Source organism: Flavobacterium enshiense DK69, from assembly GCF_000498495.1.
Lineage (GTDB): Bacteria > Bacteroidota > Bacteroidia > Flavobacteriales > Flavobacteriaceae > Flavobacterium > Flavobacterium enshiense.
Window position 1 is genome coordinate 361196 of record NZ_AVCS01000006.1, and the last position, 15279, is coordinate 376474.

At 37.9% G+C, this 15279-nt stretch carries 13 protein-coding genes; 4 read left to right on the forward strand and 9 right to left on the reverse strand.

What is annotated here, in order from left to right:
• Positions 1-129: 129 nt before the first annotated feature.
• The gene (locus FEDK69T_RS04405; RefSeq protein ID WP_035630827.1) at positions 130-888 is read right to left on the reverse strand and encodes a uroporphyrinogen-III synthase; all 759 of its coding nucleotides are present in this window, start codon (positions 886-888) and stop codon (positions 130-132) included.
• A gap of 22 nt (positions 889-910) precedes the next feature.
• Complete coding sequence (locus FEDK69T_RS04410) at positions 911-1576, reverse strand: DUF4271 domain-containing protein (RefSeq protein WP_023572945.1); 666 nt, start codon at positions 1574-1576, stop codon at positions 911-913.
• 193 nt (positions 1577-1769) lie between these two features.
• Between FEDK69T_RS04410 and FEDK69T_RS04415 the strand changes: the two genes are divergently transcribed.
• From FEDK69T_RS04415 to FEDK69T_RS04425, 3 genes are read left to right on the forward strand one after another with little or no spacing between them, the layout of a single operon-like run.
• Positions 1770-2492, forward strand: coding sequence for a polyprenol monophosphomannose synthase (locus tag FEDK69T_RS04415; RefSeq protein ID WP_023572946.1), 723 nt, complete (start codon positions 1770-1772; stop codon positions 2490-2492).
• Between the two features lie 4 nt (positions 2493-2496).
• Positions 2497-3837: a dihydroorotase gene (locus FEDK69T_RS04420; protein WP_023572947.1), complete on the forward strand. Its 1341-nt coding sequence runs from the start codon at positions 2497-2499 to the stop codon at positions 3835-3837.
• Position 3838: 1 nt separating this feature from the next.
• Positions 3839-4234, forward strand: a complete 396-nt coding sequence (locus tag FEDK69T_RS04425; RefSeq protein ID WP_023572948.1) for a DUF4296 domain-containing protein — start codon at positions 3839-3841, stop codon at positions 4232-4234.
• Here the strand turns inward: FEDK69T_RS04425 and FEDK69T_RS04430 are convergent.
• Entirely contained in the window at positions 4203-5204 is a 1002-nt protein-coding gene (locus FEDK69T_RS04430) for an NAD-dependent epimerase/dehydratase family protein (RefSeq protein WP_023572949.1), read from the reverse strand. The genes FEDK69T_RS04425 and FEDK69T_RS04430 overlap by 32 nt on opposite strands.
• A 144-nt stretch (positions 5205-5348) precedes the next feature.
• Here FEDK69T_RS04430 and tyrS point away from each other — a divergent pair, with 144 nt between their 5' ends.
• Positions 5349-6638 carry a tyrosine--tRNA ligase gene (gene tyrS / locus FEDK69T_RS04435; protein ID WP_023572950.1) on the forward strand — a complete coding sequence of 430 codons (1290 nt, stop codon included), beginning with the start codon at positions 5349-5351 and terminating at the stop codon, positions 6636-6638.
• Positions 6639-6674: 36 nt separating this feature from the next.
• Here tyrS and FEDK69T_RS04440 read toward each other — a convergent pair whose 3' ends face one another.
• The 6 genes from FEDK69T_RS04440 to FEDK69T_RS04465 all read right to left on the reverse strand — a co-directional run bounded on the left by FEDK69T_RS04440 (position 6675) and on the right by FEDK69T_RS04465 (position 15236).
• Positions 6675-7337, reverse strand: a complete 663-nt coding sequence (locus FEDK69T_RS04440) for a hypothetical protein (RefSeq protein WP_023572951.1) — start codon at positions 7335-7337, stop codon at positions 6675-6677.
• A gap of 14 nt (positions 7338-7351) precedes the next feature.
• The gene (locus FEDK69T_RS04445; RefSeq protein ID WP_023572952.1) at positions 7352-8335 is read right to left on the reverse strand and encodes a LuxE/PaaK family acyltransferase; all 984 of its coding nucleotides are present in this window, start codon (positions 8333-8335) and stop codon (positions 7352-7354) included.
• Positions 8336-8403: 68 nt separating this feature from the next.
• Positions 8404-10296, reverse strand: coding sequence for a T9SS type A sorting domain-containing protein (locus tag FEDK69T_RS15370; RefSeq protein ID WP_051385064.1), 1893 nt, complete (start codon positions 10294-10296; stop codon positions 8404-8406).
• 294 nt (positions 10297-10590) lie between these two features.
• The gene (locus FEDK69T_RS04455; RefSeq protein ID WP_023572954.1) at positions 10591-10932 is read right to left on the reverse strand and encodes a T9SS type A sorting domain-containing protein; all 342 of its coding nucleotides are present in this window, start codon (positions 10930-10932) and stop codon (positions 10591-10593) included.
• 113 nt (positions 10933-11045) lie between these two features.
• Entirely contained in the window at positions 11046-12236 is a 1191-nt protein-coding gene (locus tag FEDK69T_RS04460; protein ID WP_035630850.1) for a hypothetical protein, read from the reverse strand.
• 216 nt (positions 12237-12452) lie between these two features.
• A complete protein-coding gene (locus FEDK69T_RS04465; RefSeq protein ID WP_023572956.1) occupies positions 12453-15236 on the reverse strand; it encodes a TonB-dependent receptor in 2784 nt (927 codons plus the stop codon).
• Positions 15237-15279: the final 43 nt, after the last annotated feature.

Consider the following 15279-nt stretch of genomic DNA (forward strand, 5'->3'; position numbering starts at 1 on the left):
ATTGAAATTATATATTAAAAAACCCAACCGAAAGGTTGGGTTTTTTGTTTTTTTTAAAGATTTTAGAATCGCAGGTAAACAAAAAAAGCAGCTAATTAGCTGCTTTTTTTGTTTGTATAAAGTGTAATGTTATTTATCCTTAGACTCTTTATTGGCTTTGATGATATATTTCTCTAAAGCCATTGTCATGGACGGCGTTTCCGGTGTTGGAGCCATAATGTCTACTCTCAAGCCGTGATCTAAAGCTTCTTTTTGCGTAGTGCTTCCAAATACAGCAATTCGCGTGTTGTTCTGGACGAAATCAGGGAAATTTTTGAATAACGATTTGATTCCGGTCGGACTGAAGAAAGCCAAGACATCATAATAAACATCTTTAAGATCCGAAAGATCGCTCATTACAGTTCTGTAGAATGTTCCCGGCGTCCAGTTTACCTTCAAAGCATTCAATGTTTGAGGTACATCTGCATTCAATTGATCAGATGATGGCAAAAGGAATTTCTCGTCTTTGTATTTTTTGATAAGTGGCGACAAATCAACAAAGTCTTTCTGACCCACATAGATTTTGCGTTTGCGATAAACCACATATTTCTGTAAATAGAAAGCAATGGCTTCGGATTGGCAGAAATACTTTAAGTCTTCCGGTACTTTGTAGCGCATCTCTTCAGCAACTCTGAAGAAATGATCCACCGAGTTCTTACTGGTTAAGATAATTGCTGTAAAGTTGTGCAAGTCGATCTTCTGCGCTCGAACTTCTTTGGCCGGAACGCCCTCTACGTGAATAAAAGGCCTGAAGTCAACTTTGATCTTCAGTTTTTGCTGAAGTTCAAAATATGGTGAATTCTCCACTTTAGGCTCTGGTTGAGAAACCAAGATAGTTTTCACTTTCATAATCTAAATAAAATCAATTATTCTAACTTTTTGTAAACCAATAATACATGAAATAATAGGGCGCTATTTCAAGTGCGCAAAGATACAAAATAAAATAAAAGAACTTGCTCAGTATTAAGTTTTGATAATTCTTTAATGAAAAGAAGTATGTAATCGCGTTAATTATCAAAATGATTGAAATTATGACGAGAAGTAGTGTTTTTGACAAAAAATCATTGTAAAAAAGCAGTATATTAACAGGTAAAACCAAAAGACCGATATAGGTTCGGTAATTAACTTTTTGTAAATTAAACTGCTCGTTAAATTCTTCAATGTTGAAGGTGGTAGCAATAATTTTTTCAATCAGATATTTAGAGAGTATAAAAACCCCTAATAATGTGATTATCTGAATGTAGGTAATCCAATTGTATTTTGTTGTCAGCCCGAAATGATTCAGCGTTATCTGAATTAAAAAAGCAAACGAAATCAGCTGAACTATGAACATGGAGATGGTAAACCAACTGTTCATGTTTCCGCTATCTTTGTATATTTTTAAGTACTTATCGGAAATGGCAATTTTGATAAATTCGGTAAATCGAACCTCAAAAACAGTGCGATTAATGGCAAGTATGGTAAAACACAGGACAAACAATACAGTTGCCCAGTCTTTGCTTTCAATAGCCCGTTCGTTAAGTAGTAAATCCATCATAGCGGTTGTAAAAATACTAATTTTTGTTGTGAAACACACATGCTGTGATTTTGACTTTCAGAAATGAAATGAGTTTGTTGCAGTTCATCTCCCAAAAAGAAAAATAATTTTGCAACGGAAGGTCAATTTATTATAATTTTATTATGAATACGGATATAGAAATAATGTATTTTTGCACGTAAATTTAGCTAAAATGAACACAGGTGTAGTCATTATCCCTACATATAACGAAATAGAAAATGTTGAAGCCATTGTGCATGCCGTGTTTTCTTTGACTACCCCTTTTCATGTTTTGATTGTAGACGATAACTCGCCCGATGGCACTGCTTCGAAGGTGGAGGAATTGCAGGAACAATTTCCCAATCGTCTTCATATTGAAAAAAGAGCAAAAAAGGCGGGTCTTGGGACAGCCTACGTACATGGATTTAAATGGGCACTTGAAAAAGGCTTCGATTATATTTTTGAAATGGATGCTGACTTCTCACACAATCCCAAAGATTTGGAACGTTTGTACGAGGCTTGTCTGAATGGTGCAGATTTATCGATAGGTTCCCGTTATGTAACTGGCGTCAATGTTGTGAACTGGCCGCTAAACCGAGTTCTGATGTCCTATTTTGCATCTGTATATGTTGATTTTATCATGGGAATGCGAATCCACGATGCCACGGCCGGTTTTGTGTGTTATAAGAGAAATGTGCTTGAAACTATCAATTTGGATAAAATTTCGTTTATCGGCTATGCGTTCCAGATTGAAATGAAATACAGGGCTTTTATCAATAATTTCAAAATTGTCGAAGTTCCCATTATTTTTACGGACCGCACGAAAGGTCACTCCAAAATGAGCAACGCCATCATCAAGGAGGCTATATTTGGCGTTATTTCTTTACGAATCAGAAAACTATTCAACAGATTATAAAAACATGAATTCTACATTAATTAAAAACGCAAAGATTGTCAATGAAGGAGTAATTTTTGAAGGCGATATACTTATTGAAGGCGAATTCATTAAAGAAATAGCACCTCATATCAGTCACAAACCTTCTACTTCCCAGGTTATTGATGCCGAAGGAAATTATCTGATTCCGGGAGCGATTGATGACCAGGTACATTTTCGTGAACCTGGATTAACACACAAAGGAAATATTGCTTCCGAATCCCGTGCAGCGGTTGCAGGAGGGATAACTTCATTTATTGAACAGCCAAATACGGTTCCCAATGCGGTTACGCAGGAATTGTTGGAGCAGAAATACGAAATCGCTTCTCAAAGTTCCTATGCCAATTATTCGTTTATGATGGGCGGAACCAATGATAATCTGGAAGAAGTTTTAAAAACCAATCCACGAAATGTAGCCGGAATTAAACTTTTCTTAGGTTCGTCAACCGGAAACATGTTGGTGGACAATGAAGAAGTATTGGAAAAAATATTTTCAAGTACACCGATGCTGATTGCCGTGCATTGCGAAGATGAAGCGACTATCAAAGCAAACTTGGAGCGCTATAAAGAAGAATATGGGGATAATATCCCGATGAAGTTCCATCACCTGATCCGAAGTGAGGAAGCGTGTTACTTGTCATCTTCAAAAGCGATTGAGTTGGCTAAGAAAACAGGCGCCCGTCTGCATATTTTCCACGTTTCGACGGCTAAAGAAACAGATTTGTTTACCAATAAGATCCCATTGGAAGATAAAAAGATTACGGCGGAAGTTTGTGTGCACCATCTTTGGTTTACCGATGCCGATTATGAGACGAAGGGAACTTTAATCAAATGGAATCCGGCAGTAAAAACCCAAGCCGATAAAGACGGACTTTGGAAAGCGTTGCTGGACGATCGAATCGATGTAATTGCAACAGATCACGCACCTCATACATTGGAGGAAAAACAGAATCCATACACTAGTGCTCCATCGGGAGGACCTTTAGTGCAGCATGCAGTGGTGGCTATGTTTGAAGCTCATTTGCAAGGTAAAATTTCGGTGGAGAAAATAGTAGAGAAAATGGCTCACAATCCGGCTAAGATTTTTAAAATTGAAAAAAGAGGTTTCATCCGTGAAGGATATTATGCTGATTTGGCCATCGTTAATACAACCCTTCCTTGGAATGTAAATAAAGATAATATTTTGTATAAATGCGGTTGGTCGCCATTTGAAGGGGTTAATTTTAAATCCAGAATTTCGCATACTTTTGTTAACGGACAATTGGTTTATGCCAATGCCAAAGTAAAAGAAGGATGTTTTGGGCAGCGTTTATTATTTGAAAGATAACATGAAAAAAATAGCATTTCTGATTCTTTGCCTGACTGTTTTAAGTTGCAAAGACAGTGCAGTGGAAAAACCGGACAATCTTTTGAGTGAAGAGGTTATGGTTGATGTTTTATACGATTTGAGCGTGCTTCAGTCGGCAGAAAACCTAAATTCGCTTACGTTCTCTCAAAACAATATCAAGGTAAATGAACTGATTTATAAGAAGTATAATATCGATAGTATTACGTTCGCGAAAAATGATCGATATTATGCAGCTGATCCGCACAATTACCAAAAATTGTTTAAGAAAGTAGCTGAAAAAATAGAAGCCAGTAAAAAAGTGGTTAAAGAGCAGTTGATTAAAGAAACCGGTAAAGAACCAGCGCCTAGCGGGGAAGATATGCCGCGCATACAGTAGTTAAATAGGATTTCATTGGTTGAAATGAATACTTTAGCTGATTGATTATTTTAGAATTATCATAAATTTCGGTGGAATGGGATGATTTGGCTGTGGCTTTTGTAAAACTTCTTTTTTTAAGGAAGACTTTGGAAAAAAGCCAATCCATCCGCCAATAAATAGAAGTCATAAAAGGTCTTGCGTAAATGTAAGGCCTTTTTTTCTGCATATTGTCGGCAATGTTATTTAACAGGTTTTGGAGGATGATATTTTCGGATACAATCGTGAAACGTTCGCCGCTAATGTCGGTTTTCATTAATTGAATCATGATATTCGTTACGTCTTCCACAGCCGTGATTCCTGTTGAGCCTTTCGTGTAAAATGGAAATCCATCATGGATTTTTTCCAATAATTCACCACTTCCGGCGTTGCCAAATCCTTTTCCAAAAATCACACCCGGATTTACTACTACTACATCAAGTCCTTCCTGAGAACCTCGCCAGACTTCTGTTTCCGCGCCGTATTTTGTAAGAGCATAATCACCGTGATTTTTTTCCGGATTCCATTCGGTTTCCTCGGTTATGGTTTTTTCGCCTTCCCGGGCGTCACCTAGGGCGGCTATAGAACTGACATGACATAGTTTTTTTACGTTGAAATCAATGCAGCAATTCACCACATTGGCTGTTCCTTCGATGTTGATTTTGCGCAATTGTTCTTCGTCTTTTGAATCAAAAGAAATCAGAGCGGCACAGTGGTAAACCTGTTCAATATTTTCAAAAGCCTTTTCTAAAGCGGGAATATCGGTGATATCAGCCTGAACCCATTCGATTTTAGCAAACAGATCCGTCCTGCTTTCTGTTTCGAAAAGGTTTTTTGTTTTTTCGATGGAAGAAGAACTGCGATAAATAGCCCGGACCGCTTCATTTCCATGAAGTAACTGAAGTAGGAGATGGGCGCCTACCAATCCTGTTCCGCCGGTGACTAATATCATATGGCGAAATTACGAATTATGAATTATCAATTGCGATTTTTTTTCGAATAAGCAGACAAACAATATCCGAATCAACAATAAATTTTATCTTTGTGCACACAAGGCTGAAATGGCCGAAGCGACGAAAGTAAATTGAGTATACAGATGAAAAATTTTATTGAAGAAGTGACTTGGAGAGGAATGCTCCACGACGTAATGCCAGGCACGGAAGAACATTTGATGGAGCAGATGCGTGTTGCGTATGTGGGTATCGATCCAACAGCGGATTCATTGCATATAGGACACTTGGTGGGTGTAATGATGCTGAAACATTTTCAGTTGAGCGGTCACAAACCGTTAGCTCTTGTGGGAGGTGCTACCGGAATGATTGGCGATCCGTCGGGAAAATCCAGTGAGCGAAATTTGTTGGATGAAACCAGTTTGCGACACAATCAGGAGGCAATCAAAGGTCAGTTAGCACGATTTTTGGATTTTACATCGAATGAGTCAAATGCTGCTGAACTGGTGAATAACTACGATTGGATGAAAGAGTTTTCATTCCTTGATTTCATTCGTGATGTAGGTAAGCATATTACGGTGAATTATATGATGGCCAAAGATTCGGTGAAGAAACGTTTAACGGGCGAAACCTCAGAAGGAATGTCGTTTACGGAGTTTACCTATCAATTGGTGCAGGGATTTGACTTTTTGCATTTATACAGAGCAAAGCAGTGTACCCTGCAAATGGGAGGCAGCGACCAATGGGGGAATATCACTACCGGAACGGAATTGGTGCGTCGTATGGAAGGTGGTAAGGCTTATGCGCTTACTTGTCCGCTAATTACAAAAGCAGACGGAACAAAATTCGGAAAATCCGAAGGAGGAAATATCTGGTTGGATGCTGACAGGACTTCACCATATAAATTTTACCAATACTGGTTGAATACATCGGATGTGGATGCTGAGAAGTACATCAAAATTTTTACCTTTTTGGATAAAGAAACAATCGAAAAATTAATCGCAGAACACAACGAAGCACCACATTTGAGAGTTTTGCAAAAGCGATTGGCAGAAGAAATCACTGTTATGGTGCATTCCAAAGAAGATTTGGATAATGCTATTGCTGCTTCCAATGCATTTTTCAGTCCGAGTATGGATGACTTAAAAAAACTGGACGAAAAGACTTTCTTGGAGGTTTTTGAGGGAGTGCCTCATGCCGAAGTGGCAATGGCTGACGTTGAATCCGGTTTGGATATGATTGCGGCACTAGCTGCCAAAACCAATTTCCTTGCTTCCAACAGCGATGCGAGAAGGGAATTAAAGCAGAATGCGGTTTCATTGAATAAAGAAAAAGTAGCCGAAAGTTATATGATTTCGCCAAAGGATCTGATCAATAATAAATTCCTGCTTTTACAAAAAGGGAAGAAAAATTATTATGTGATTAAAGTGAAATAAAGAAATAAAAAGCCCGACGAAGTCGGGCTCTTTATTTTAATTGAAAGCGAAAATTCCAGTGTTGTATTCATCGCCAGATATGGTTTGATTTTCTACCTCTTTTAAATAAAGAGTCTTATATTTTTGTTTGAACATCTCCAGGTTGGTTTCAAAATTATCGCTTATTATGAATGGTTTCCCTCCAGCTTTCTTTAATAAGGCTAACTGGTTTACTTGTATTTCTCCCAGATAAGATATTTTATTTTTTTTAATTGAGAACGGAAGTTTGAAATCGCCACAGTTTGATACAGTAGAGTAAGTAAATCCATTGTTTTTTATGAAAGTGAAATCGAAAATATCATAGTTGCCTTCATTTAGCTCAATAGTGAAAAGGTAAACGAATCTGTTTTTGTTTTCAATATCTAATTTGGGATTGGTTAATGCGCGCATTTTCCATAAAATGTTTAATTGTTTGTCATTTTTATATCCAGCAAGAAGTTTGCCTCTCTTTTCCGCATTTTCAGGTTTTATTCTGAACCAGCCTTGGTCGAAAACAGGTTTTATATTTCCGAAATCTACAACTCCAATCGCCATGCCTGTTCCTTTTCCAGGTCTGAACGTTGTTGTGGTGTCTGCCTCGGGTTCCGGATTAGTGTAGTCTCCACATGAATAAAAAGAAATAAGAAATAGGAATGAGAAAGTTTTAAGTAATTTTTTCATTTTTTTGAATTAGTTTAATCGATGATCATGAGATTACAACCCCGTATATCGGAATTGTCAAAACGACCCAGTACTTCGAAAGAATGATTGGGATATTTTTTTCCCAAATCCTGAGTAGCAATAAAGGAACACGAATTGATGTTGGCCAGGTCAATCACATTGATTCCGCCAGTTTTTCCTTCCGCTACATATGACAGGGCGTCTTCGGTATCGCGAATAAGGATTTCCATCCAGGGCGGACATTCGAAAATGCCGTCGCCTAAGGAATATGCTTGTGAAAGCAATTCGGTCATGCCATATTCCGAATGGATTTTGGAAACGCCAAATCCCTTGCAAAGGATATCGTGCAATTCTTCTCGGATGATTTCTTTTCTTTTTCCTTTCATGCCGCCGGTTTCCATGATGATGGAGTTCTTTAACTGGAAGTTTTGTTTTTCAATCAAATCCAGTAAAGCATAGGTAACGCCAATCAAAATCACGTTTTGTCCTGATTGGTCTAATTGGATTAGTTTTTGAATCAGTTCGTCGTAATTATGCAGATAAAAGCCACTGTCGGGTTGATTGGAACTTTCAATAAGGTCTTTTGCCATGTAAATTAAAGAGGATCCTTCACGTTCCAGATAGGAAGGAAGTAGTGCTAAAACTACATAATCTTCAATATTGCCATAAAATTGAGAAAAGCCTAACCTGAAACTCTGTTCGTAAAAATTCAAATCCGTTACCAAGTGACGGCTGGTGATTGTGCCTGTAGTACCGCTGCTTGTAAATATTGTCTGTACTGGTTCGGAGGAACTTACCACATCATGAGACTTAAAAAACTGTATAGGCAAAAATGGAATTTCCGTTATGGATTTTACGTTTGATTTGTCTTTCTTCAGCAAACTGCAAAAGTTTTGGTATACCGGATTGTTATCGTATTGATGACGGAATACTTTGAGTGTGATTTTCTCAAACTCTTTTTTGGAGGCGATGTGAAAAATGTCTGACGTAGATAGCATATGACAAATGTACAAAAATAAAAAAGCATCAACTTTCGCTGATGCTTTCTTTGTTTGGGGAAAGAAAACTATTTGATAACCAATTTTCTGGTTGCCGTTTTTCCTTCTTCGGTAATTTTAATTATGTAAACACCAGCGTTTAATGAAGTAATGTTTATTGTTTCATTAGCTGTTGTGGTATTGAATACTTCTTTACCCATCACATCATAGATTGCTATGGTTTTAATTTCGTTAGCAGAAGTTGTAATGTGTAGTACGTCGTTAGCCGGGTTTGGATAAATGTTTAATCCAGTAATGTTGTTGAAACTAGCCGTGGATAAAGTATAATCAGAAGTAGTGTCAACTCTTAATTCATCTATAGTAATAGCAGGAGTGGTGTTGTTAGAATCCTGACGGAACATGAAACCTCCTATTTCGCTTATAGCTTCTGTTAAGGTAACTGAAACTGACGCAACGGCAGAGTTGCCAATAGTAGGGTTTTCAACTAATGTAACTAAATGGCTTGTAAAATTATAACCTAGAGACAGGTAAATATTTGTTCCTGGAGTATATAAGTTTGGAGACCAAACAACATTATCCGGAGTATGATCTGTAGATAGGCCAAATTGTGATTTGTCCCCGTTTCTTCTGTGCCAGATTCTTGCATTTGTACTTCCTGTTCCATTATCGTTAAATAATGCGAAATAAGTTACATCGGTTAAATCTCTAGGAATAGTTGATACATTTGAGATATTGACGATGAACGATGCAAAAATATTTCCTGAGTCTGTTGAAGTAAACGGAGTTCTCGATTCCGCACCTCCTCCAACAAAGCTAATTGAGTTGCCAGTAGGGGTGATTCCCGGATAAGAAAGGTTTCCTGTTGCAACAAGGATGTCATCTCCAATATTGTCCATTGACCATCTTTGTTCGTTTGTCAATATATTTCCGACTGTATAATCGAAAGGCTCGTTATATGGCAAAGTGTTTGTTGGTTTGCATTGAGAAGCTAATATGGTTTTAGTTAATCCGCAAGTTCCGGTCATGGTTAAAGTAGCATTGGTGCCTTCCGGAATATTAGAAATGGTAATGTTACCAGTTGCTGTTGTCGAAGGATTGTCTCCTCCTAAAGTTCCTACATTTGTTGAGAAATTATATGTTCCGCTGTTTCCTCCTGTGAAAGGAATAGTGATGGTGTAAGTATCTAAGCCTACTGTTACAGCATCACAAGTAGATGTTTCGGCTAGTAAGTTTAAACTGCATGGCGTGGTTTTAAACCATGTGTTGGTAATGTATAAACCGTCTACGGTTATGTCTTGGTCTGCGTCATACTGTCTTAAATTTACGCCTGTTATTTGTGTAACTCCTGCGCCCGATGTTGTTGCAACCGGTGCTCCGGCTGCTATTTCAGAAGCCGGGATGCCCGATGAAAGTACCCATAGGCTAACAGGGGTAGTTCCCCCGAACTCATATTTTACAACAAGTAGATAAGTAGTGTTAAGTTCGTAATCGTTTGTGCTGTATGTTCCTGTGTTGCTATTAGCAATACCGAAATTTATTTTTCCTGACGTAGCAGAGGGTCTTACAAACGCTTTTGCGACAAATGTTGTTCCGTTGCTTAAGTGTGCAAAATACCCTGTTCTTCCGTCGGCTACGTTTACAAGAAAAGTGTAATATAGGCTGCCGGAATTTACAGCCGTAAAAGTTTTGTTTACATCTTGGCCGGTTTGGTCCAGTTTAGCTGCATTTCCTGCGGTCAGGCCTGTGTAGCTGCTGGCGCCGTCATTGTATCCTGCATAGGAAAGTCCGTTATCGATTCCAACTGTGATTGCTTCTGTTGTAGAAGTGCCAGTTATGTTCCAGCCGTTATCTGTCAGAAGTGATTCGTTAGTGTAATTGAGCCCGTCGTTAAATATTTCTGTCTGAGCAAAAGAAAAAGAGCCAACCAAGAAAGTTAACAATAAAGTGTAGATTTGTTTCATTTTATATGAAAAATTAAAAATTTGCAGGCAAATATAACCAGTATTGTCAGAATTATAAAACTTTCCGTGTAAAAATAAAATTAAAAAGAGGTGAGGGGATTTAGCAATTACTTAACAATCAGCTTTTTCGCAGTCAAAAAAAATAATCTTTTTCCTACTTTTGTGATACAGAGGTGTGTGAGAGGTGGTCAAAAGTAAAAAGCTGCTCAGTGAGCAGCTTATTGAAGTTGAAAATTCTCTTTTCTTATTTTGATAATGTAACAGAGTGATAGCAGTAATGAAAAGTAAATAATATTACTTCACGATAAGCTTTCTTGTAGCAGAAGCTTCGCCTTCTCTGATTTTAATGATGTAAACACCGGTATTAAGATTGCCTATGTTCAGTTCTTTAGAACTGATTGTAGTCTGAAGTATTCTTTTTCCAAGCACATCGAAAATCTCAATTTCTTTATCAAGGGACAACTTAGAGACAATGTATATTTTGTCGCCAGTAGTTGGGTTAGGATAAATGCTTAAACCTTCAATTATGTTTTCCTGGGTTTTGTTCACAGGAGCCGTCTTATTATCCTGAGCCATGGCAGACGCGGAAAATAAAAAGGCGGAAAGAAGGATAATATAAAAGTAATTTCTTTTCATGTGAACTAATTAATTATTGGGTAAAGGTATAAAATTATTTTCAAAAAATATGCCAAAAAAAAACGCTCTTAATCGGTTAAAGAGCGTTTTTTGACAGTATTTATAATTTTTGTTTATTGAAGTAAGCTGTTTCCGCTAACTGTAGACCATGACCCAGAGGCTAAAGAAGCTCCTGTTGAAGCGGCACTCGTAGTGAATTTGTCAGCAGGGAATGACACTGTTATCGAAGGAGAACCGCCTGCAGTATTTTGTGCTGTGTTTGTTATTTTAACATCTGTCAGTTTAATTTTTGAACCATTCACCTGATTTGTGTTTGTAGTAGCATCTTGGATTTTAATAGCTGCACCCTGGTAAGTCGTAGCTCCTTCTGTATAAGTTCCATATCCGTCAATAATTACATTTGTAAAATCTCCGTTACCTTCTTTTTTGAACTGAATGGCATCGATCTGAACATCTCCAGCAACCTCCGGAGTACATCCTACAGCTCTTTTCAATGTTACGTTAGTGAATTTTGGATAAAAGTCGTTGTTGTTTGCAGAAGCTTCAATTTCAATACCAAAGTTACCTTTGTTTACTTGGTAAGCATACCAGTTGATATTGTTCTGACCTTGCCATCCGTCTTGCCAGTCGAATGAATCATCATAATTTCCGTAAGATATGGCATTTTTCAAACTTACTGTTCCTCCGTAGAATTCAAAACCGTCATCAGCGCCCATATAGGATACTAAGTGATCAAGTACTGTTCCTGAACCTACTGAATAGAATGAAAACCCGTTTAATTCTTTTGTTCCGTCAGCTAATTTTTTTCCGGCATATTCCACACGAACATATTTCAACGAACCTCCATTATGTGCTGCGTTGTTTCCTCCGTAGGTTAATGATAAACCGTCTTCTGACATGGAAGTATTTCCGCCTCCTAAAACTTTCACAGGAGCATCACCATACATAATGATTCCTCCCCAAGATCCAGGAACTTTAGAAACTTCTGTAAAGATTACAGGAGAAGACTCCGTGCCATCGATGATTAATTTTCCACCGTTTTCAACAACTAAAGCGTTGTCACCATTAATCTTGTCACATGTTACAGTACTTCCTGCAGCGATTTTTAATGTTGCGCCTGGCTTTACTCTTACGATTCCTTTTAAAGTGTAATTCCCATATTCGTAAGAAGTATTTGCTGTGATGTTCCCGCTGATTTCGCCTTCTTTTGGAGTTGCTGGAGCACTGTTGTTCCCTTCATCGTCCTTTGAACAACCTGTGAATAGAGCGCCTAAAATAGCTAGGCTTAGTACTAATTTTTTCATTTTTTTTGATTTTTGTTTCTTGTTGTTTTTTAGTTTAATTCGCTGATACAAAGGTGTTTCATTTTTAAAAACAGGCGGTTAACAGAATATCAACTTATCATTAAAGGAATTTCAACTTTAGGTAAAGTAAAAGTTATCGGGATTAAGTAATGGTAATCAAAAAAAGCAACGGATTCCGTTGCTTTTTTTGATTACTTGCTTGTGATACAGTATGATTTAGAAGGTGTATCCTAAGTTGAATGAGAATCCTACTCCTTTTTTGTAATTTCTCATCAAATACGAAGCTTCATTGAAGGTGGTTGTGTTTTCTCTTCCCAATTCGAATTTTGTTTGCGGGTTCAGAATGTTGTCTGCCGATAATTTTAAATCGAAATGTTTGGATAGTTTACTGTTTAATACCAAATCCAATCGGCTTACCGGTAATTCATAAATGTGATCCAGACCAGCCGTTCCCACACTGTAAATACGTTTTCCGAAAACAGAATAAACTACTGAAAGAGTATTGGTCCAGGTGTTGCTCATATTGAACTGATATTTTAAATCAGAATTGATAAGCCATTTCGATGCTCCCTGTAATTCACGGTCTTTGTGTGTCTCGATATTAACTATAGGGGTTCCGTTTGGACTTGTTACTACGTCAGATACCGTTACTTTCGTGTGCATCAAGGAAGTGTTGAATCCCCATGATAGATCTTTGAATGTTGGTGAAACTCTTTCAAGGTCTAATATGAATTCGGCTTCCAGTCCGTATAGTTTTGCGTTGTCGGAATTCAGGAACGTTGTAATGGTGGAGCCCGGACTCGTTAAGTAAGAACGCTCAATAGGGTTTTTGATGTTTTTCCCAAATACACCTACAGCAAACATTTCTTTGGATGTTGGGAACATTTCGAATTTTAAATCAATATTGGTGTTGTCACTGTTAACCAAATATGGATTTCCTTGAAATACCGTATTGTCCGGGTTAACAAGCTGTAACGGGTATGATTCCAGAATAACCGGTTTTGAGTACGTTTGAGATGCTGCAAAACGAAGGTTCATATCTTCATTAAGGCCATATTTAGCATTAACAGATGGTAAAAAATACATTTTGTTTGTATTTACAGTGATGTAAGGTTGGTCGAATGAACCAATGCCTTTGTATTTGGTTGTGCGGTCGAAATTTTCAGCTCTGAAACCGGCATTAACATCGAATTTCTCTGAGAATTTGTAAAACAGGTTAGCATAACCGGCATTGTTGTTTTCCTCTAATTTTGCTTTCCAGTTGGCATTACTGGACTCCTGATACGAAATTACGTTGTTCAATAAATCGGTTTCAATCTGCTCGTTGACTGTAAACGGATTTAAATTGAATGTAACATTGTTAGGGGAGATGGTTTGGATAAATCTATAGGAAGATTCAGTGCTGTTCGTGTTCCCGTTGTATCCGACAGATAACTTGTGTTCTTTTCCGAATTTAAAATTGTATTCAAGGAAAGCTGAACTGAATACATCGTTTTTAACATCTAAATACTGTCTTAAGAAGTTGTTCCCTCCATAACTTACCAATACATTGTCTTCAGCTAGTTGATGTCCTGTGTATGAATTTCTGTCGGGCTGATCATAAGCTGTTTTAGCTAAGGAAATACCCATTTTCACCAAATGGTTTTTGTCTGAAGTTAAGGCATAATCCCCAAATAGCTGACCGTTTAGGTAGTTGGTTTCATCCAATTGGTTGGTACGGATCAGGTAATCGTTAACTTCCTGTTGCGCATTCTGATATCCCAACTGGTCCTGAATCAGGTTTTCGGAAGTTTTAAGGTACAATACGTTTGTTGACAAATTCAGTCTTTCTGAAGAATAATTCACTCCTACAATAGAGGAGAAATTAGTTTTGTAATTGTAAGTTGTAGTTGTAAAGTTATTTGAATACTGAATCAGGTCGCCCGGGTTTAGCGTTCGGTCAACCCCTGTTCTGTACTGAAAAGAGTTGTCAAAGTTCAACGATAAAAGGTAGCTTATCTTATTGCTGTTTTTCAGATTGAATTTTTCCGCATGCAAAATTCCGACACTGGTATTTAATGGGCTTTTGGTTTTTTTAATCTCAAATCCGGTTTTGAATGCGTCGACGGCATTCTGCCCACTAAGCGTTGCCGGCGGAAAAGGATTGTCGCTAAATTCGGAAGGCAAAGCTCTGTCGTTTCCGGTTAAACCGAAAAATCCTTTTGCGTTGTCAGCATCGCTTGTTATGTGAAAATTTCTCAGGTTGTTGTTGGTTGCCAAGCCGGCTCCCAGGGATAATTTCGTAATGCTGTTGTTCGCTTTGGAAGTGGCAATATTAAAAGTAGCTCCCGCAAAGTCGCCATAAATATTAGGATTGAATGTTTTGAATGTTTCAATCACGCTTACCACATCCGTTGGGATTAAGTCCAACGGTATAATTTTCTTGAAAGGGTTGTTTGAAGGCACTGCTAAGTTGTTGATCAGTAAATTGTTGTATCGGTCTTCCAATCCGCGGACGAACAAACCTCTTGAGCCTACTTTCGAGATTCCGGTCATCTTGGTTAGTCCTTCTTCAACATCGCTAACCCCTTTTCTGGAAAGTTCCTGAGCTCCGATAGATTGTTTGATTTCAACTGCCTTTTTCTGTTCTACTAAAAGTGCGGTTTCTTTCTCCCGATTCTGGTCAACCTTAATGACTACATCCTGAAGTTCGACTCCTTTTGCGCCCAATGCCTGGTTTATCGTTTTTGTTTCCCCACTTTTGATAGTGAATGGGATTTCCACGCTTTCATAACCTAAGAAAGAAATTTGCAAGACATGGCTGCCTTCGGAAACCGAAAGCGAATAGTGGCCTTGTTCGTCTGTGTTAACGCCATTGGTTGTGCCTTTGATCATCACGGTAGCAAAAGGAAGCGCTTCATTATTCATGTCCTTGTCCGTAATGCTGCCTGTAACCGTTCCTTTTTGTGCAAATGCAAAAACCGTAAATAAAAGGGTAGTTACTAAAAAGTTAAGTTTCATTTTCGTGTTGTTTAATTTTTCGGCAAAGGAACTCCTGACGAGT